Source organism: Nocardia iowensis, assembly GCF_019222765.1.
GTDB lineage: Bacteria > Actinomycetota > Actinomycetes > Mycobacteriales > Mycobacteriaceae > Nocardia > Nocardia iowensis.
On sequence record NZ_CP078145.1, the window covers coordinates 8,493,412 to 8,511,678 of the forward strand.

16 protein-coding genes are annotated in these 18,267 nt (G+C 67.5%); 10 read left to right on the forward strand and 6 right to left on the reverse strand.

What is annotated here, in order from left to right:
- Positions 1–82: 82 nt before the first annotated feature.
- Complete coding sequence (locus KV110_RS39235) at positions 83–1,372, reverse strand: adenylosuccinate synthase (RefSeq protein WP_218472143.1); 1,290 nt, start codon at positions 1,370–1,372, stop codon at positions 83–85.
- Positions 1,373–1,743: 371 nt separating this feature from the next.
- Here KV110_RS39235 and KV110_RS39240 point away from each other — a divergent pair, with 371 nt between their 5' ends.
- The 4 genes from KV110_RS39240 (at position 1,744) to KV110_RS39255 (ending at position 5,431) form a co-directional block, all read left to right on the forward strand.
- Positions 1,744–2,403 (forward strand): hypothetical protein, encoded by a 660-nt coding sequence (locus tag KV110_RS39240; RefSeq protein ID WP_246634237.1) that lies wholly within the window; start codon positions 1,744–1,746, stop codon positions 2,401–2,403.
- On the forward strand, positions 2,400–3,182 hold the full coding sequence (locus KV110_RS39245) for a site-2 protease family protein (RefSeq protein WP_218472145.1): 783 nt from the start codon (positions 2,400–2,402) through the stop codon (positions 3,180–3,182). Before KV110_RS39240 ends, KV110_RS39245 begins: the two co-directional genes overlap by 4 nt.
- Before the next feature lie 237 nt (positions 3,183–3,419).
- The gene (locus tag KV110_RS39250; protein WP_218472146.1) at positions 3,420–4,271 is read left to right on the forward strand and encodes a glycosyltransferase family 2 protein; all 852 of its coding nucleotides are present in this window, start codon (positions 3,420–3,422) and stop codon (positions 4,269–4,271) included.
- Positions 4,272–4,579: 308 nt separating this feature from the next.
- Entirely contained in the window at positions 4,580–5,431 is an 852-nt protein-coding gene (locus tag KV110_RS39255) for a glycosyltransferase family 2 protein (protein WP_218472147.1), read from the forward strand.
- Between the two features lie 297 nt (positions 5,432–5,728).
- On the opposite strand, the gene KV110_RS39260 is transcribed toward KV110_RS39255, so the two are convergent.
- Positions 5,729–6,832: an FUSC family protein gene (locus KV110_RS39260; protein WP_218479448.1), complete on the reverse strand. Its 1,104-nt coding sequence runs from the start codon at positions 6,830–6,832 to the stop codon at positions 5,729–5,731.
- A gap of 104 nt (positions 6,833–6,936) precedes the next feature.
- The gene (locus KV110_RS39265) at positions 6,937–7,389 is read right to left on the reverse strand and encodes a DUF3151 domain-containing protein (protein WP_218479450.1); all 453 of its coding nucleotides are present in this window, start codon (positions 7,387–7,389) and stop codon (positions 6,937–6,939) included.
- Positions 7,390–8,887: 1,498 nt separating this feature from the next.
- Here KV110_RS39265 and KV110_RS39270 point away from each other — a divergent pair.
- The 3 genes from KV110_RS39270 to KV110_RS39280 all read left to right on the forward strand — a co-directional run bounded on the left by KV110_RS39270 (position 8,888) and on the right by KV110_RS39280 (position 11,691).
- On the forward strand, positions 8,888–9,958 hold the full coding sequence (locus KV110_RS39270; RefSeq protein WP_246634238.1) for an Rv0361 family membrane protein: 1,071 nt from the start codon (positions 8,888–8,890) through the stop codon (positions 9,956–9,958).
- Between the two features lie 236 nt (positions 9,959–10,194).
- Positions 10,195–11,268, forward strand: coding sequence for a fused (3R)-hydroxyacyl-ACP dehydratase subunits HadA/HadB (locus KV110_RS39275; protein WP_218472148.1), 1,074 nt, complete (start codon positions 10,195–10,197; stop codon positions 11,266–11,268).
- 123 nt (positions 11,269–11,391) lie between these two features.
- On the forward strand, positions 11,392–11,691 hold the full coding sequence (locus KV110_RS39280; protein ID WP_246634239.1) for an excalibur calcium-binding domain-containing protein: 300 nt from the start codon (positions 11,392–11,394) through the stop codon (positions 11,689–11,691).
- Between the two features lies 1 nt (position 11,692).
- Here the strand turns inward: KV110_RS39280 and KV110_RS39285 are convergent, their stop codons facing one another.
- Positions 11,693–12,811 carry a BTAD domain-containing putative transcriptional regulator gene (locus KV110_RS39285; protein WP_218472150.1) on the reverse strand — a complete coding sequence of 373 codons (1,119 nt, stop codon included), beginning with the start codon at positions 12,809–12,811 and terminating at the stop codon, positions 11,693–11,695.
- Positions 12,812–12,845: 34 nt separating this feature from the next.
- The gene (gene fbaA, locus KV110_RS39290; RefSeq protein ID WP_218472151.1) at positions 12,846–13,880 is read right to left on the reverse strand and encodes a class II fructose-bisphosphate aldolase; all 1,035 of its coding nucleotides are present in this window, start codon (positions 13,878–13,880) and stop codon (positions 12,846–12,848) included.
- Positions 13,881–14,209: 329 nt separating this feature from the next.
- On the opposite strand from fbaA, the gene KV110_RS39295 reads away from it, so the two are divergent.
- The 3 genes from KV110_RS39295 to KV110_RS39305 all read left to right on the forward strand — a co-directional run bounded on the left by KV110_RS39295 (position 14,210) and on the right by KV110_RS39305 (position 17,088).
- The gene (locus KV110_RS39295; protein WP_246634846.1) at positions 14,210–14,866 is read left to right on the forward strand and encodes a VTT domain-containing protein; all 657 of its coding nucleotides are present in this window, start codon (positions 14,210–14,212) and stop codon (positions 14,864–14,866) included.
- Between the two features lie 52 nt (positions 14,867–14,918).
- A complete protein-coding gene (locus tag KV110_RS39300; protein ID WP_218472153.1) occupies positions 14,919–15,569 on the forward strand; it encodes a DedA family protein in 651 nt (216 codons plus the stop codon).
- Positions 15,570–15,645: 76 nt separating this feature from the next.
- Positions 15,646–17,088 carry a lipase maturation factor family protein gene (locus tag KV110_RS39305; RefSeq protein WP_218472154.1) on the forward strand — a complete coding sequence of 481 codons (1,443 nt, stop codon included), beginning with the start codon at positions 15,646–15,648 and terminating at the stop codon, positions 17,086–17,088.
- Here KV110_RS39305 and KV110_RS39310 read toward each other — a convergent pair whose 3' ends face one another.
- A complete protein-coding gene (locus KV110_RS39310; protein ID WP_246634847.1) occupies positions 17,089–18,177 on the reverse strand; it encodes a glycoside hydrolase family 76 protein in 1,089 nt (362 codons plus the stop codon).
- Between the last annotated feature and the right edge of the window lie 90 nt (positions 18,178–18,267).

Below are 18,267 nucleotides of genomic sequence, written 5' to 3' on the forward strand. Positions count from 1 at the left end.
GGCCCGCGGCCCCGCCATCGGGTCGACACGCCACAGACTCGCCTAGGCCGCCAAGCCATTTCGCTGGGTGCAACCGTGCCGGTCAGCTCAGCACGTCGTGCCGGACGATGGTCTGGTCGCGACCGGGCCCGACGCCGATGCAGGAGATGCGGGCACCGGACAGTTCCTCCAGCCGCAGCACGTACGCCTGGGCGTTGGCGGGCAGCTCCTCGAAGGTGCGGGCCCCGGAGATGTCCTCCCACCAGCCCGGCATCTCTTCGTAGATCGGCTTGGCGTGATGGAATCCGGTCTGCGTGGTCGGCATCTGCTCGACCCGCTCGCCGTCTACGTCGTAGGCGACGCAGATCGGCACCGTCTCCAGGCTGGACAGCACGTCCAGCTTGGTGAGGAAGTAGTCGGTGATGCCGTTGACCCTGGTCGCATAGCGGGCGATGACCGCGTCGAACCAGCCGCAGCGCCGGGCCCGGCCGGTGGTGACGCCGACCTCGCCGCCGGTCTTGGCCAGGTAGGTGCCGAACTCGTCGAACAGCTCGGTCGGGAACGGACCGGAGCCGACCCGGGTGGTGTAGCACTTCAGGATGCCGAGCACCGTGTTGATCTTGTTCGGCCCGACGCCCGCGCCGACCGCCGCGCCACCCGAGGTCGGATTGGACGACGTCACGTACGGGTAGGTGCCGTGGTCCACGTCGAGCAAGGTGCCCTGTGAACCCTCGAGCAACACGGTCTCGCCGTTCTCCAGGGCCACGTTCAGCTTCAGCCTGGTGTCGGCGATGCGGTGCTTGAAGCCCTCCGCCTGCGCCAGCACCTCGTCGACCACCTGCTGCGGGTCGAGCGCGCGGCGGTTGTAGATCTTCACCAGCACCTGGTTCTTGAACTCCAGCGCGGCCTCGACCTTCTGGGTGAGGATCTTCTCGTCGAGCACATCGGCGACACGCACGCCGACCCGGGCGACCTTGTCCTGGTAGCAGGGGCCGATGCCGCGGCCGGTGGTGCCGATCTTGTTGTTGCCGAGGAAGCGTTCGGTGACCTTATCGATGGCCACGTGGTACGGCATGATCAGGTGCGCGTCGGCGGAAAGCAGCAGCCCCGAGGTGTCCACCCCGCGCTCCTCCAAGCCGGCCAGCTCGTCGAGCAGCACACCGGGATCGATGACGACGCCGTTGCCGATGACGTTCGTCACGCCGGGAGTGAGAATGCCGGAGGGGATGAGGTGCAGCGCGAAATTGTCGCCGTTGGGCAGCACCACGGTGTGGCCCGCGTTGTTGCCACCTTGGTATCGGACCACCCATTGCACCCGGCCACCGAGTAGATCGGTTGCTTTGCCCTTACCCTCGTCGCCCCACTGGGCGCCGATCAGGACGATTGCCGGCATGGTCGTATCTCCTACGGTTCGACGTGCAACACCCGGGAGATGGCAGCCGGCGGAGCCGGCGGGGCGAGTAAACACCAGTGTTGCAGCTACCTGCCGTATCGAGGCGGTGGCCGGGAGCACAGTCTAGTCGACGCGTCGGCGGCGGCGTCGGACCGGATCTCGTCGTAGTCTGATTGGCGGCGTTCGCGAGCCCTCCGTGGTTATGCTGCGCTGCCGCCTCCGGGCTTGACGCTCACCCCGCGGGGCTCGACAACCATGTGGCCATGGCCGGGCAGGGCTATGGTTGCAGCCGTCGGAACCGGGCAGGGTTCGGCGGAACTGGCGAAGGGTCCGACTCGTGTCGGCTCGAACCGAGGAGGGTGTACGGCAGTTTGAGTACCCATGTTCTCCGTTGCGACGGCGCACCGGTACCTATCGCCCTCGCGGCGCTGCCGAGCAGTTCGACGGCCGCCATTCCCGACACCGCCGAGATCGATGAACTACTTCCGGTACTGGCGGCCGACAGCCTGCCCAGACTCATCGTGCTCGGTGACGACGCCGCGCTCGCCGCCGTGCTGACCCACCTGATGCGCACCGAACGGCTGCACGTGGAGATCGGCTACGTGCCGGTCGAGAAGACCTACGGCTCCCGCGCCTATCAGACGGGGACCGGCAATGCCGCCGCCAAACGGGCCATCGACGGCCGCGCCACCGAGGTACCGCTGATCCGCGACGACACCGGCCAGGTGCTGATCGGCCGCGCCAAGATCACCGGGGCCGGTGCGGAGAAGCTGGAGGGCGAGGCCTACGTGGACGACGTTCAATTGTTCTCCGGCAAGGTCACCGCCATGCTCGTTTCGCCGATGCTGCATCAGCCCGGCGTGCGGGCCACCGTGCAGAAGGGCATGCGCAAGCGCCGCTGGCTCGAAGGACGCGCCGCCCAGCTCGGCACGCCGGGCGCGGAGGTGACCCGGGACGGTATCCACACCGAACGGACGGTGCCGCGATCGAGTTTCTATCGGCATCACGAGCCGTGGTTGCTGGTCCGATGACCGCCCAGTTCCCCACCGAGCGGCGCTCGCGCGCGATACGACCGAGTCCGATCTTCCTGCTCGTCGTCATCATCACGATCGTCGGCGGCGTGCTGGCCTGGGATGCCGAAGTGGATTCCACCCGCGCCAAGATCGGCGTGTTCGTGCTGGTGGTGTTCGGCTGGATCATCACGCTGTGCCTGCACGAATTCGCGCACGCGTTCACGGCGTGGCGGGCCGGTGACCACGAGGTCGAACTGCGCGGGTATCTCACGCTGAATCCGTTGAAGTACAGCCATCCACTGTTGTCGATCGTGCTGCCGATGGTGTTCATCGCACTGGGCGGCATCGGCCTGCCCGGCGGCGCGGTATACGTGCACTCGCACAACTTCTCGCCGCGCACCCAGCGGATCATCAGCGGCGCGGGACCGGCGGTGAACGCGGTCTGCGCGGTGCTGCTGTTGCTGATCGTGCGGCTGTTCGGCAGTGCGAGTTCGCATCCCGCGTTCTGGTTCGGGCTGAGCTTCCTTGCCTTCCTGCAGATCACCGCGACGCTGCTGAACCTGATCCCGCTGCCGGGACTCGACGGCTACGGGATTCTCGAACCGTCGCTCAGTTACCAGACTCGGCGTTCGCTCGATCAGTTCAAGCCGTTCGGCATGCTGATCCTGTTCGCGCTGCTGTTCACTCCAGCCATCAATCAGGCCTTCTTCGACGCGGTGTACTCGCTGTTCGAACTGTCCGGCGTCGCGGCCGATTGGTCGCGCTACGGCAGCTACCTGACCAGGTTCTGGACTTAGAGCAGAATTCGATGATCACTTCCGCGGGAATCGGGTAGTCAACGCCCGAGATCGGTAGCTCCACAGATCGATTGGTGCACACCCCGATAGTGGCAAGCCTGCCATCTTCGTACCCAGCGTCACCGTCGACGGCCAACTACCATCACACACCGCGCCCACGCGCGCCCGCATCAGCGGAAACCGGCCTACCGGTCGGCACTTTCGCTGCACCTCAGCACAAGTTGGAGCCACACCAGCATGACCAACACATCTTCTGCGACGGTGCTCTCCGTCGTGATCCCCGCACTGAACGAAGCGACTCGCATCGAGCGCACCCTGGACCGCCTGGTCGTCCAGGACGCGATCGACGAGATCATCGTGGTAGACAACGGCAGCGAGGACGACACCCGCCGCGTCGTGAGCGATTATTCGCTCGCCCATCCGAAGGTCGCCCTCGTCGAGGAATCGACCCGCGGTATCCCGGCCGCACGGAAGACCGGATTCGACAAGGCCCAAGGCGATCTCCTCGCCAGGACCGATGCCGACACCCTGGTCGAGCCGGACTGGGGCGAGGTCATCCGCGATCATCTGACCGAGCATCCCGACACCGCCGCCGTCACCGGAATTACCACCTATCACGATTCGCCGGTCGGCTTCTTCTTGAAATTCGGCTACTACCTTCAGGATCGGCGCGGCAAGCTCGGCGGTCCGGTCGGCAACATGCACGGCCCGAACATGGCCATTCGCCGGTCCGCGTGGCTGGCGGTCCGCGAGGACGCCACCACCAGAGCGGACGTCGCCGAGGATCTCGACCTGGCGTTGTGCCTGACCAAGCGCGGGCTGCGCATCGACCAGCTGAAGAATATGCGGGCGCAGACCTCGGCCCGGCGGCGCAGGACCAACCCACGCGACTGGTGGCGTTTCCAGCTGACAGGCTTGCGCACCATCACCGAACAGGGATACCAGGTGCTGCCGTTTCACCGCGCCGTCATTGTCGGCGCCTGGCTGACGCACACCGTGCAGTGGCCGATCTACCGCTTCTGGGATTTCGATCGACGGCGGTTCACGCTGCGTCCGGCCCCGCCTCGGATCGCCCCGACCGGCGACTGACCAACACGGCCGCGCCCCCACCGGCTCGGCCAATACACTTGCTGCCCCCAAGCATTGGGGATTCTGCGTTCGGACCGTGGCAACTAGGGTCGACTCCAATGATCATTGCCGCTACCGACACCCGACGTCGGTGGCAATCACGGTCGGCGTGCACACCGATCGTGTGCTGAACTCACGCCCGCGCCGGCGGGTGGGTTCCCCCTCGATCCACACCCACGCCACGCGCTGACGCGTGTCTGTTCGGGCAGAGAACAGACCTTTCTGTCGATTTCTCGTGCCCGGCCGAGAATTTGGAGCAGTACAACAGAATGAGCAATCCCGACGCGGCGACGGTGCTGTCCGTCGTCATCCCCGTGCTGAACGAAGCGTCTTGCATCGCGCAAACCCTGGACCGCCTCGTCGCCCAGGACACCATCGATGAAATCCTCGTGGTCGACAACGGTAGCCAGGACGGCACCCGGGAAATCGTCAGCGACTACGCGCTCGAGCATCCGAAAATCGAGCTGGTCGAGGAACCACAGCGCGGCGTCGCGCGGGCCCGCAATACCGGATTCGACAAGGCGCGTGGCGATCTCATCGGCCGGACCGACGCCGACACCCTGGTCGACCCCGACTGGGGTGCCACCATCCGGCGGCACTTCACCGAACACCCCGAGGTCGCCGCGGTCACCGGCATCACCACCTACTACGACTCGCCGGTCGGCTTCTTCCTGAAATTCGGTTACTACCTTCAGGATCGGCGCGGCCAACTCGGCGGCCAGGTCGGCAACATGCACGGCCCGAACATGGCCATCCGCCGAACGGCATGGCTCGACGTCCGCGACGACACCGTCACCCGGCCGGACGTGATCGACGACCTCGATCTGGCACTGTGCCTGACCAAACGCGGGCTGCGCATCGATCAACTGAAGAACATGCGGGTCCAGACGTCGGCCCGGCGGCGAAGGACCGATCCCCGCCGCTGGTGGCAATTCCAGCTTGGCGGCCTGCGCACCATCACCGGCCAGGGATATCAGGTGCTGCCGTTTCACCGCGCCGTCATCGTCGGCGCCTGGCTGACGCACACCGTGCAGTGGCCGATCTACCGGTTCTGGGACTTCGAGCGACGGCGGTTCACGCTGCGTCCCGGCCAGGCCAGGATGTTCCCGCTCAGCAAGTAGGCGAGTGGCGGCTGAGCCGCCCGGCCATCCCGGCCGGGCGGCTCCGCCCTCCGCAGCGCGAAACCTGCCCCTACCCGCCCGGCCACCACACCACATGGCCGGTGGGGCAGTCGCTGTGGCTGCGAAGTGATCGACCGCGACACCCCTCGTTCAATCGCGGTCACTTGCTCAAGTTATGGCGTCGGGCCTGCCGGAACACGAGTAGCGGACTACCCGAAGATCATTCCGGTCGGCCGCAGGCGGCGGCCGCGCACACGCAGTCGAAAGAAGTGCCGGGCACTTCGCTGAGTAGTCGGATCATTCTTCGGGGGTCACGAAGGGCTTGGGCACCGTGGGCGGGAGCAGGGCGATCGCGGAGATGCGTTTCATGCCACACACCTGCATCAGGTCGACCACGATCGACCGCACCTGGGCGAACACGACATGCGCCGAAAGCCCTGCGCCCTCGACGAGTTCGGGCCGCGCCTCCTTGGCCACCGTGCGCAGCACCCGCGCGGCCTCGGCCTGATCCGGCTGCTCGCCCGGATCGGCCAGCATCATCCGGCGCACCACATCGATTGCCTGGCCGAGCTTTTCGACCTCATCGATCAGGCGCGGGTCGAGAATTTCGTCGTCCTGGACCAGGGTGAGCGAGCGGCGCAGCAGCACCCTGGTATTGCGGACCGCGTTGTCGAGCGGGTCGGCGGTGGCCTTGATGCGTTCGAGGCGGGCGCGAGAATTCCAGTACAGCGGGGAGATCCGGCTGATCTCCTTGCCGCCCTCCAGCGTCGCACGCAACGTGTCGAGCTGCGGTTGCGTCGCGCGCACCGCGGTGAGCGCCGTCCGCACCTTGTCCGGGTTCTGCTCGAGCAAGCCGTCGGCGCATTCGGTGAGCGACTTGCTCATCACCGCAAGGATTTCCGCGGCCTGCTCCCGGGCGCGGCGCACCGGGTGCAGCGGAATCGACGCCACCACAACCACTCCCACCAGACCGCCGACCAGTGCGTCGATCATCCGGGAGAAGCCGCCGCCCACCGAGGGCGGCAGCAGCGTCGCGACGAGCACGGCGGAACCGGCCGCCTGCATGGTGATGATCGACCCGCCGTCGAGGAACACCGCCGCGGCCATGGCGACGGCGACCACCAGCGCGATCTGCCAGACGCCGGTGCCCGCGCGGGTGATGAACAGGTCACCGATGCCGATGCCGACCGCGACGCCGACGACCAACTCCACCGAACGCCGCAGCCGGGCGCCGAACGAGATGCCGATGGACACCACGGCGGCGGTCGGTGCGAAGAACGGCTGCGGGTGCCCGACGATCTCGCGCGCGATGAACCAGGCCAGTGCCGCGCCGACCGCGCACTGGATGATCGGCAGCGCGGACAGGCGCAGCCGCGCCCACGAGGCGCGCAGCCGATCCATGGTGCTCGCCCGGGCAACTCCCACGCGGGGCTTCAGAGCAAGCCCACCTGTCACCCGACCGCCACCCACCATCGAATCGCTTCGCGATCCTGCATCCCTACGACTCAGTCGAGGCCGAGCTCGGCTGCGGCCCTCGGATCGCAGTCCTCCAGCAGATCCAGACAGCGCGCGTACTCTTCGGTCTCGCCGATCACCTTCGCCGCGCGGGCCAGCGCGCCCACACTGCGCAGAAAACCGCGGTTGGGTTCGTGGCTCCACGGCACCGGCCCGAAGCCCTTCCACCCATTGCGGCGCAGCAGGTCGAGGCCACGGTGGTAGCCGGTGCGGGCGAACGCGTACGCGGCGACGATGTCGTGGTTGATCGGTTCATCGTTGGCTTCGCCCCGGGTCAGCGCGGCCTCGGCCAGATACGCCCACGCGATCGAGGCCGCCGGATGGTCGGCCGCGACACGGACCGGATCGGTCTTGTCGAGCAACGCCTCTTCGGCGTCGGAGATTTCGGGGAGGAGTACCGGTTGCGGGCCGAGCAGATCACCGAACGAGGTCATGCGGTTCATTGTTGCACCGGTGGCGGATTTGCCAGTGATGCGTACCTCCGCATTCGCTCCCGCCGTGCGCGGTCTGAAGACAGGCTTGGTCCCACTGGTCCCGTTAAGCTGGCCGTCGAGTTCCATGTTCCGCCTGAGCGAGGGGTAGTGCGTGTCCGACCCGAACGACGACAAGAACCCGGCACGGGAGAGCGCCGACCCGGCAACCCCGGCCGGAGCGACCGCACGCCCCGACGCCACCACGGAACGCACCACGGTCGCGGGCGGCGGTGCCCGTCCGGATGAACCGCTGGCCGCTGCCCCCACCCGCCCCATCCCAGCGCCGGGCTCGAACGCGTCCGGTGGCGCAGGCACTGCGCCGAACTCGTCGTCCCCGTCCGCCGCCGCTGCCGACAGTTCGGCAAAACCTGGCTCTACCGCGCCGGGTACCTCGGCGAACCCGGACTCAACCCCGCCGCGTGCTTCGGCGAACCCAGACTCGACCTCGGCGAACCCGGACTCGACCGCGCCGGGCACCTCGGCGAACTCGGGCTCGACCGCACCGGACGCGTCGCCGAACCGACCCTCCGCCGCACCCGGCTCTTCGGCTGCCCCGGACTCGACCGCATCAAATGCTGAGGACTCGGGCACGACGCGCGACAACCCCGCTGCGTCGACGGCCGGCACCGCGAGCGATGCGACTCCGGCCAGTTCCTCCTCGGCGCCCGCCGCATCCGCCGGTTCGCAGCACACGGACTCGGCCGCGTCGCGCGCCGAGAACTCTGCGCCAATTTCCGATACAGCGTCGACCAAGAGCACTGCGAGCGACGCGGTTCCTGCGGGCGCCGCACGCGCATCTGCTTCGCAGCAGCCGGACTCCACCGCACCCGACTCCGGCGCAACACCTGACAACGCCGCAGTGGCAACACCTTCCGCGGCGGGGGCCACGACCCCGACCGGCCAGACGCCCGACACGACGCCTCCCTCGGCAGCCACCGACTCGCCCTCCGGTCGGACGCCAGCCGCTACGTCCGCAACCGCGACACCGGCGAATTCGGCTCCCGGTACGGCGTCTCCCTCGGTGTCAGCCGACTCGCCTGCTGATCGGCCCACAGCCGCCGAGCGCGCGACAGGCCAGCAGCCCGATTCGGCCGACCCCAGGGCAATCCCCCAGGTCAGCGCACCGGCACCGACCGAGGGTCGGTCCGGCGCGGCCACCGAATCGCGTTCCGGCGCAGCCGACTCCGGGATATCCCGGGTCGAGCCGGGCTCGAAAACCGCAGCAGCCCAACAAAGTAGGCCCGCTCCCGGTGGTGCGGCCGCCGACATTGCCCGGGATGGGGCGGCCGCTCCAACTGGGGGATCCAAAGCCGAAACCGACGCGTCGACCGACGACACTCGGGCGAAGCGTGCCGCCGAAGGTGCGATTCCCAGTGGCCAAGCGGCGTCCGAGGCGGCGACAGAGGCGATCAAACGAGGCGATCGGCACCAGCCCGGAGCCGCGGCAACCGCCAAGAGCGCGCCGGGCGTGTCGACACCGTCCGAAAAGCCAACACCGCCGACAGACGCGGACGTGGACGGTGACGCGCCCACCACGGTGATGCGGGTACAGCAGCCCGCACCGCCGGTCGAGAACACCGGCCCCGAAGCCGACACGGTCAAAATGCAGACGAAGGCTCCCGGGACCGCGCCGGACGCCGATCGCCAGCCGCCACCGGGCTCCGAGGACGTCACCGTGGCGATGCCGGTGATCAAGCCGGACGATGCGCAAACCGTGGCGCTGCCGATCCAGCGACCCGCCGATGCGCCCAAGCCCGCCGGGACCGACCGGGTCGTGCCGGGTGCCGGGCGGGTGCCGATCACCAAGCCGCCGAGCACGCCGCGCCCCGCTCCCGGACCCAAACAGCCTGGCCAGCAAGGCCCTTCGGCCCCGCCGCAGAGCGGGCCCGCACCGGTCGAGGAGACCCGTCCCGCGCCGCCGCGTCCGCCCATGCCGCGCCAGATGGCCTCGGCGCCCTCCCCGGCGGATGTGCAGCCGACCCTGCCCGCGCAGACGCTCGGCGGCCCGCGGCCGCCCCAGCCGCGGCCGATCGCGCAGCCACAGCGCATTACGCCCGCGCAGGCACCGGCCGCCGGACCCGCGGCGAGCGGAGCAGGTCGTTCCAAGAAGTGGCTGCTCGCCCTGGCCGGTGCCGCGGTACTGGTGGTCGTGCTGATCGGGGTGACGGTCGCGTTGGTCGCCAACTCGAAGAACAATTCGCCGGAGGCCAAGGTCCGTGCCGCCATCACCGACTACACCCAGGCGCTGCAGTCCGGTGACCTGACCGCGCTGCGCGGCACCACCTGCGGTCCGCTGCACGACTTCTATCAGGGCATTCCGGCGGATCAGTTCGCCGGCGTGCACCAGTTGTCGATGGACCGCAGGAACATTCCGGTAGTGGACGGCGTCGATGCCATCCGGATCACCGACGACACCGCGATCGCCCAGGCCACCGTGTATACCGAGGCCGATCCGAGCAAACGCTCCGCGCGCACCTTCGACCTCCAGCGCACGGACAACGGCTGGAAGGTCTGCGACCCGCCCACCAGCACGCCCTAGCTCGCGACACCGCCACGCTTCGAACCGGTGCATCGGCTGTCCGCCACATGGGCAGCCGAGCACCACTGATACGTCTGATAGCCAAGGGACATCGCTGATTCTTGCGCCGTAAACCTCGTCACGAGCCCCGAAAATGACGAACAGGCAAACTCGATAGCAATTCCATATCGATCGGCGGTAGTCCTGCTCACACTCAGCTGGTCATGGGTCCGGTTCATTAGTAGCGTGGCCGCATCATGGGCAGGGAACAGACGATGGCGCTCGAAACCGATGACTTACCGCAGACTCCGACGCTGGCCGGGCAGCGGTTCCGCGTTCGGGACCACTATGAAGTGGGCCGGGAAAAGATCCGCGAATTCGCGCGGGCGGTGCAGAACCACCACGGCGCGCATCAGCAGGAAGCCGACGCACACAAGCTCGGCCACGACGGCGTCATCGCGCCACCGACCTTCGCCTCGGTGATCGGCTCGTCAGGCACCCGTTCGCTGCTCGAATCGGTGCTCACCGAATACGACCTCTCGCAGATCCTGCAGACCGATCAGGTGTTCCAGGCCTACCGGCCCATCCTGGCCGGCGACCGGCTCACCAGCGAGATCTTGATCGAGTCGATCCGCCAGTTCGGCGACAACGATTTCGTCGTCGTCCGGTCCGCCCTGGTCAACCAGCACAACGAGCTCGCGCTGATCGGCTCGACGACGATCGTGGCACGGCGCGGCGCTGAGGTGGATCCGAACCTCGCCGACGTGGTCGACAACATCATGATGCACGGACAGGTCGTCGAATTCCCCACGGGGGACAAAGGATCCGACGACAACTCCGCGCTGATCCCGCTTGGCGTCGGCGAACTGCCCGCCCCGGCGGCCGACCGCGAGATCGCGCCGGTGCACACCCTGCCCGACTTCGACCAACTGTCCGTCGGCGAGCAGCTCCCGGCCGGGTCCTTCCGGCTGGCCCGCGGCGACCTGGCCAACTACGCGGGGGTGTCCGGCGATGCCAACCCGATCCACTTCAGCGACCACGCCGCACAGTTGGTCGGCCTGCCCACGGTGGTCGCGCACGGCATGCTGACCATGGGCTTGGCCGGTGGCTATCTGACCTCCTGGCTCGGCGATCCGACCGCCATCGAGAAGTTCAGCGTGCGGTTCTCCGGCTTCGTCCCGGTGGCCGCGGACGCGGCGAGCACGGTGGATTTCACCGGCCGGATCAAGGCGCTCGACCCGAGCACCCGCACCGCGACCGTTGTGCTCGGCGGCACCTCGGCGGGCCGAAAGCTGTTCGGCCGAGCCATCGCCGAGGTTCGGCTGGCCTAGGCTGCGCGACGCGTGGCTCCGCGCGAGCGCAGTCACCGCAGGTCGAGCTGGGTCCGCCGGACAATTTGCGGCGCAGGAAAATCGCACCCCACGATGGCGCTGTTTCGGCGCACGATGGATGGCGTGAGTTATTCAGTAATCCGTCGCGTGACACCCGCGATCGGTGCCGCGTGTCTCATGGTCGGCGCCCTCACCCTGGTGCCGCCGACCGCCATCGCCGAGACTTCCACCGCCGCCTTCATCGCACGTCCAGAATCGCATGAGAAGCCGGACCGGGACGGCAAGGGCGAGAAGAAGCGAAAGATGTACACCAACTGCATTCAGGCGCAAGCCGAACACGCGGGACCGATTTACCGCGGGCTGCCGCAGTACAACCCGTTGCTCGACGAGGACGGCGACGGCATCGCCTGCAACGAGTGGTGATTCACTGCGCCGCCTGGAAGACCAACATCGTTGCGCCGATGCGGATCTCGTCACCGTCGGCGAGCAGCGCGCCGTTCTCGATCGGTTCGTCGTTGACGTAGACGCCATTGGCCGAGTGCAGGTCCTTGATCAGCAGACCGGCCCGGCTCGGCATGATGTGCGCGTGGTACCTGCTGGCCTTCGGGTCGTCGAGCACCAGATCGTTGTCGGTCATCCGGCCGATTCGCAAGCCGCCCTGCGCGATCGGCACCACCCGGCCATCGGGTAGTCGCAGCTGCCCGCTGCGCACCGTACTCGGCGCCTCGGTGACGGTCTCGGTCATCGCCGCGGCCATCCGCTCGACCTGCCTGAGTTCGACGGTGCTGAGCGGTTCCTGGCGCAGCACGCGCTGTTCCAGCTCGATCAGCGCTGGCCCCGGATCGATGCCGAGTTCCTCGGCGAGCACGGTACGCACCCGGCGGCACGCGTCGAGCGCGTCGGCCTGGCGGCCGGACAGGTACAGCGCGGTGATCAGCTGTCCCCACAGCGGTTCGCGCAGCGGATGCTCGGTGGTCATCGCGACCAGCTCGCCGATCACCGATGAGGCCCGCCCGCAGGCGATTTCGGCATCGATCCGGGCGGAGGCGACAGCCAGCCGCTCCTCGTCCATGGCGGTGGCGAAACCGTCGGCGAATTGCAGCCCGGCCAGATCGGCCAGCGCCCGGCCGCTCCATTCGCGCAGCGCGGCACCGAAAAGCTGTGCGGCACCGGCATGATCGCCGAGCGCGGCCGCCCGGTTGCCCGCCTCCCGGCTCGACTCGAAACGGCCGAGATCGCAGGCGTTCTCGGCCACCTCGAGCCGATAGCCGGAGGATTCGGTGCGCAACACCTGCGCCGGATCCACGCCCGAATTACGCAGCGCCTTACGGATGTTCGAGACGAACACCTGCAGACTCGCGGCGTAGGAATCGGGTGGATCCTCGTTCCACACCATGTCCGCCAGCGCGGCCGAAGACACCGCGCGCCGCCGATTCACGGTGAGCGCGGCGAGCAGCGCCCGCGGCTTGGGCCCGCCGACCGCCACCGGCTCACCGCCGACGAGCAACCGGACGGGCCCGAGCACGCGCACATCCAGACACATGAGCTGTCGAGCCCCCCGGTGGGTTGATGGTGGGTCAGGCGCTGATCGACCTTCCCGCGGACTTCAGATCATTGCATGCCTCGGTGACCCGCGCCGCCATCGAGGTTTCGGCCTTCTTGAGGTAGCTGCGCGGGTCGTAGACCTTCTTGTTACCGACCTCACCGTCGATCTTCAGCACACCGTCGTAGTTGGTGAACATGTGGGTGACGATCGGCCGGGTGAAGGCGTACTGGGTGTCGGTGTCGACGTTCATCTTGACGACGCCGTAGCGCAGCGAATCCTCGATCTCCGACTTCAGCGAGCCGGAACCACCGTGGAAGACGAAGTCGAACGGCTGCGCGTCCTGGCCGAGCCCGAGCTTGGCCGCGGCCACCTTCTGGCCCTCGGCCAGCACCTCGGGCCGGAGCTTCACGTTGCCCGGCTTGTAGACGCCGTGCACGTTGCCGAAGGTCGCGGCGAGCAGGTACTTCCCGTTCTCGCCCGCGCCGAGCGCGTCGATGGTCTTCTGGAAGTCCTCGGGCGAGGTGTAGAGCTTGTCGTTGATCTCGGCCTCGACGCCGTCCTCTTCACCGCCGACGACGCCGATCTCGACCTCCAGGATGATGTTGGCTTGCGCGCAGGACTTCAGCAGTTCCTTGGCGATTTCCAGGTTCTCGTCGATCGGGATCGCGGAGCCGTCCCACATGTGCGACTGGAACAGTGGGTGCTGCCCGTTCTTCACCCGCTCCTGGGAGATGGCGATCAGCGGCCGGACGAAACCGTCCAGCTTGTCCTTCGGGCAGTGGTCGGTGTGCAACGCGATGGTGACGTCGTACTTCGCGGCGATCACATGCGCGAACTCGGCCAGCGCGACCGCACCGGTCACCATGTCCTTCACGCCCTGGCCGGAGCCGAATTCGGCGCCACCGGTGGAGAACTGGATGATGCCGTCGCTGCCCGCTTCCGCGAAGCCCTTGATGGCCGCGTTGATCGTCTCCGACGACGTGCAGTTGATGGCGGGAAAGGCAAAGGAGTTCGCTTTGGCCCGACCGAGCATCTCGGCGTAGACCTCCGGAGTCGCGATGGGCACAGTAAGACCTCCGTGTTGTTGCGGCAAAGACCTATTTTGTCAGCCACCACCCTAGGACAGCAGTGTTTCGCCTGGTATCCAGGGAGGCCGGAAAAGTTACCGGCCGGTGGTCCACACGGAACCGGCGAGTGACCAGCCGGTAGTTTCGCGCTCAGCACGGGGTTTCTCAGCCGAACCCGGTACTGTGGGGCCGGTAATTGCGCTGGCAGCTTCCGATGGGGTGGCAAGCGATCAGGCCAGCCGTATCCAGAACAGGAGACCGCGTGATTCTGCTGGCAGCGACAGAATCGGTGACGAGCAACATCGCCCTCACGGAGTTGCTCGACCCGATGCACCTGCTCACGGAGACGTGGCTGAAGAATGCGGTGCTCCCGGCCATCCTGGTGATCGTCTTCATCGAGACCGGCCTGCTCTTCCCGATCCTGCCCGGCGACTCGCTGCTGTTCACCGGTGGCCTGCTGGCCGCGCAGCCGAATCCGCCGGTGTCGATCTGGGTGTTGGTGCCCGCCGTCACGTTCATCGCCTTTCTCGGCGACCAGAGCGGGTATTGGATCGGCCGGGCCATCGGGCCCGCACTGTTCCACAAGGAAGACACCCGCTTCTTCAAGAAGCACTACGTCACCGAGACGCACGAGTTCTTCGAGAAGCACGGTCCCAAGACCATCATCCTGGCCCGGTTCGTGCCGATCGTGCGCACCTTCATGCCGGTGCTGGCCGGTGTGTCCAAGATGAACTACCGCAAGTTCGTCGCGTTCGACATCGTCGGCGCGATCCTGTGGGGCGGCGGCGTCACGGTACTCGGCTACTTCCTCGGCAATGTCGCCTTCATCAGGGACAACGTCGAGGCGATCTTCCTGCTGATCGTGTTCGTCTCGGTGCTGCCCGGCATCATCGCGGTAGCGAAGCGGCTGCTCAATCGTGGTGCGGAGCCGGTAGCCCGGCCGGACGCCGAGCTGGCCGCCTCGACGAACGAGCCGACCCGCTAAGCGCGTGTTCGCGGCGTCCTCGCCCCTGGCAGTGGGCACTTTCGATCCGCTGATGTCGGCGGGTCCGGCGCTCGTCTGGACAGTGGTGCTGGCCTTTGTCTTCATCGAGTGCGCGATCATTCTCGGACTCTTCCTGCCCGGCGACTCCATGCTGATCACCGCGGGCATCGTGATGGCGTCCAACGCCTCGGGCGAGGCGCAGGTGTGGGCGCTGTCGCTCGGGACGATGCTCGCGGCCATCGCGGGCAATCAGGTCGGCTACGTCATCGGGAACCGGACCGGGCATCGGCTGGTGGCGCGCAAGAACGGCCGCTACATCAACACCCGCAACCTGCAGCGGGTCACCGAGCTGCTGGAGCGGCACGGGTTCGTCGCGGTGCTGATCGCCAGGTGGATTCCGTGGGTGCGCACGCTGTGCCCGACGGTCGCAGGCGCGGCCGGAATGGATCACCGCAAGTTCACCGTGGCCAGCACGATCGGCGCGATCATCTGGGCGCCGGTGCTGCTGCTCATCGGGTACTACGCGGGGAACTTCCTGGACCGAGTGCCGTGGTTGATGCCCATCGTGATCGGCACGCTGGTGGTCGGCCTGATCCTGGGAACCGTGCTGGGAATCCGGCACTACCGGCAGGAGATGGCGAAGCCGCCGGAGGAGTTCGAGCTGGAGACCGCGAGCAGCGGCGTGGCCGAAGCCGACCACTGACCTCTGGGTTTCCCGCAAACGGGCTCGGGTACGCAGCTGATGCGAGCGAACTCCCGCCGTCCGAGGAGCTGCGGGCATGGACTGGTTCACGGCACCCGAATACTGGCTGAGCAGGCTGATCTTCCAGCGCGGGCTGGCGGTCATCTACCTGATCGCCTTCCTCGGCGCGGCCCTGCAGTTCCGGGCGCTCATCGGCGAGCGCGGCATGCTGCCGGTGCCGCGATTCGTGCGACGGACGCCGTTCCGTTCGGCGCCGAGCATTTTCCAGGTGCACTACTCCGATCGGTTCTTCGCCGTGGTGGCCTGGACAGGGGTCGGCTTGTCGGCGGCGATGATCGTCGGGGCCGCGGACTTGGTGCCGCTGTGGGCGGCGATGTCGATGTGGCTGGCGCTGTGGGTGCTGTATCTGTCGATCGTCAATGTCGGGCAGCGGTGGTACTCGTTCGGCTGGGAGTCGTTGCTGCTGGAGGCCGGGTTCCTGGCGATCTTCCTCGGTAACGACCAGACGGCGCCGCCGGTACTGGTGCTGTGGCTGACCCGGTGGCTGCTGTTCCGAGTGGAATTCGGCGCCGGATTGATCAAGTGGCGCGGCGATCCCTGCTGGCGCGACCTGACCTGCCTGTACTACCACCACGAGACCCAACCGATGCCTGGACCACTGAGCTGGTTCTTCCACCGGTTACCCAAACCGCTGCACCGAGTCGAGGTGGCGGCCAATCACTTTGTCCAATTGGTCGTGCCCTTCGGGCTTTTCGCGCCGCAGCCGGTGGCGAGCGTGGCCGCCGGGATCGTGGTCGTCACCCAGCTGTGGTTGGTGCTTTCCGGCAACTTCGCCTGGTTGAACTGGGTGACAATCCTGTTGGCGCTCACCGTGATCGACGGATCGTTGGTGGCGAAGATCCTGCCGGTGCCCGATGCGCCCGCGGTGCCGGGGCCGCCGATGTGGTTCGCGGGCGCGGTTATTGCCTGCACGGTGCTGATGGTCGCGCTGAGTTACTGGCCGGTGCGCAACATGCTCTCCCGCGATCAGCGAATGAACATGTCCTTCAACGCGTTTCACCTGGGCAACACCTACGGAGCGTTCGGCAATATCGGCCGGACCCGCGAGGAAGTGGTGATCGAAGGCACCGACGACACGACCATCTCCGAACGCACGGTGTGGCGGGAGTACGAATTCAAGGGCAAGCCGGGCGATCCGCGGCGGCGACCGCGCCAGTGGGCGCCCTACCATCTGCGGCTGGACTGGTTGATGTGGTTCGCGGCCATCTCGCCCTACTACGCGCGGCCCTGGCTGCTGCCGTTCGTCGAGCGACTGCTGGTGAACGACCGGGCGACGCTGCGTTTGCTGCGCGGCAATCCGTTCCCCGATGCCCCGCCGAAGTATGTGCGCGCGCGGCTCTACGAGTACCGCTTCAGTACCCGCCGAGAATTGCTGCGCGACCGAGCATGGTGGCAACGCAGCCTGGTCGGCGAGTACCTGCCGCCGTTGACATCGGGAAAAGCGAAGTCGGCGTCCTGATCACAGGCCGGCGGCGCTGACCTGATATGCGGCCTCCATCAGCATCCAGCCGGACAGCTGCACCGACAGATCGCGTTCCGGCACCCGCGACGAGGTCACCGAACCACCGGGCGTGAACCGGCCCGCACCGGCGATGCCGCCCGGCAGCGTCGCCGGTTTGCCCCAGTTGTGCCCGAACAGCGGCTCGCCCTCCACGTCGAGCCGGTTCGCCCAGGCGGCGGTCGCGGAGGCGCGCACGATCGCGGCCGCGGCCCGCCGGTCGGCCTCCCGCGCGGCGTCGTCGCCGGGCAGCATCAGCGCGACCAACGCCAGGTAGCGCGCCAGGATGCCGTTGAACAGTCCGCCGTCGCCGCCACTACCACCGTTGACGACGCCGCGGGTGGTCAGATGCTCTTCGACGGCGCCGAGTAGTCGATGGACGCGCTCCACGTGCTTCGGCGCACCGGTGTGCACCGCGAGCTCGGTTTCCACGCCGAGGACCACACCCTGGCAATAGCTGTACACCGGCCGCTCGATCTCCCCGGACGGCAGGTGAATGCCGTCGAGAATCAGGCCGGTCTCCGGATCGCGCAGCGTCGCGTCCAGCCAGTCGGCCATTTCCTCGGCGCGCGCTTGTCGGCCGAGCCGCAGCAGCGCGATGGCGGCGGGGCCATTGGCGGGCGCGTTGTAATAGTCGGCGCCGATCCGCCACGGCAGGCCGCCGCCGACCGCCGGGTTCCAGCCGTCGTACAGCGGCTTCTCCAAGGCAATCAGCCCGCTGCGTGCCTCGGTGACACCCGCGATCCGCTCCGCGCGTTCCAGCGCGATGGCCAGCCAGGCCATGTCGTCGTAGTACTTGTTGGTCCAACCGCTGATATTGCGGATGCGGTGAGAGCGCGCGATCGCGCCGATCCGCTTGCGGCGCACCGGAGTCGGCACCCGATTGGCCGCGTCGACCGCACAGTCGATCAGATGAGCCTGCCACCAGTAATGCCACGAGGCGAACGCGCGTTCCCGCTTGGTGGCCGGCCAGCCGACCACCGCCAATTCCGTTCCTGGCAATGCCCATAACGCACGCAGGTGCCGGGAAACGATGGCGGACTCCGCCATATCGGCACGTTCGGACCAGAGCGCGGGCGTCACAGCGGCCTCCCTGCCTGCCTGCGAACGGCCGCCCAGCGACCGCGGTCTCGCGTGCTG

Excerpts from the sequence above, each read along its gene's own strand:
- KV110_RS39310 (WP_246634847.1), bottom strand. The coding sequence starts at position 18,177 with ATGGCGGAGTCCGCCATCGTTTCCCGGCACCTGCGTGCGTTATGGGCA.
- KV110_RS39260 (WP_218479448.1), bottom strand. The coding sequence starts at position 6,832 with ATGGATCGGCTGCGCGCCTCGTGGGCGCGGCTGCGCCTGTCCGCGCTG.
- KV110_RS39305 (WP_218472154.1), top strand. The coding sequence starts at position 15,646 with ATGGACTGGTTCACGGCACCCGAATACTGGCTGAGCAGGCTGATCTTC.
- KV110_RS39250 (WP_218472146.1), top strand. The coding sequence starts at position 3,420 with ATGACCAACACATCTTCTGCGACGGTGCTCTCCGTCGTGATCCCCGCA.
- KV110_RS39295 (WP_246634846.1), top strand. The coding sequence starts at position 14,210 with ATGCACCTGCTCACGGAGACGTGGCTGAAGAATGCGGTGCTCCCGGCC.
- KV110_RS39245 (WP_218472145.1), top strand. The coding sequence starts at position 2,400 with ATGACCGCCCAGTTCCCCACCGAGCGGCGCTCGCGCGCGATACGACCG.
- KV110_RS39255 (WP_218472147.1), top strand. The coding sequence starts at position 4,580 with ATGAGCAATCCCGACGCGGCGACGGTGCTGTCCGTCGTCATCCCCGTG.
- KV110_RS39275 (WP_218472148.1), top strand. The coding sequence starts at position 10,195 with ATGGGCAGGGAACAGACGATGGCGCTCGAAACCGATGACTTACCGCAG.
- KV110_RS39285 (WP_218472150.1), bottom strand. The coding sequence starts at position 12,811 with ATGTGTCTGGATGTGCGCGTGCTCGGGCCCGTCCGGTTGCTCGTCGGC.
- KV110_RS39265 (WP_218479450.1), bottom strand. The coding sequence starts at position 7,389 with ATGAACCGCATGACCTCGTTCGGTGATCTGCTCGGCCCGCAACCGGTA.
- KV110_RS39235 (WP_218472143.1), bottom strand. The coding sequence starts at position 1,372 with ATGCCGGCAATCGTCCTGATCGGCGCCCAGTGGGGCGACGAGGGTAAG.
- KV110_RS39300 (WP_218472153.1), top strand. The coding sequence starts at position 14,919 with ATGTCGGCGGGTCCGGCGCTCGTCTGGACAGTGGTGCTGGCCTTTGTC.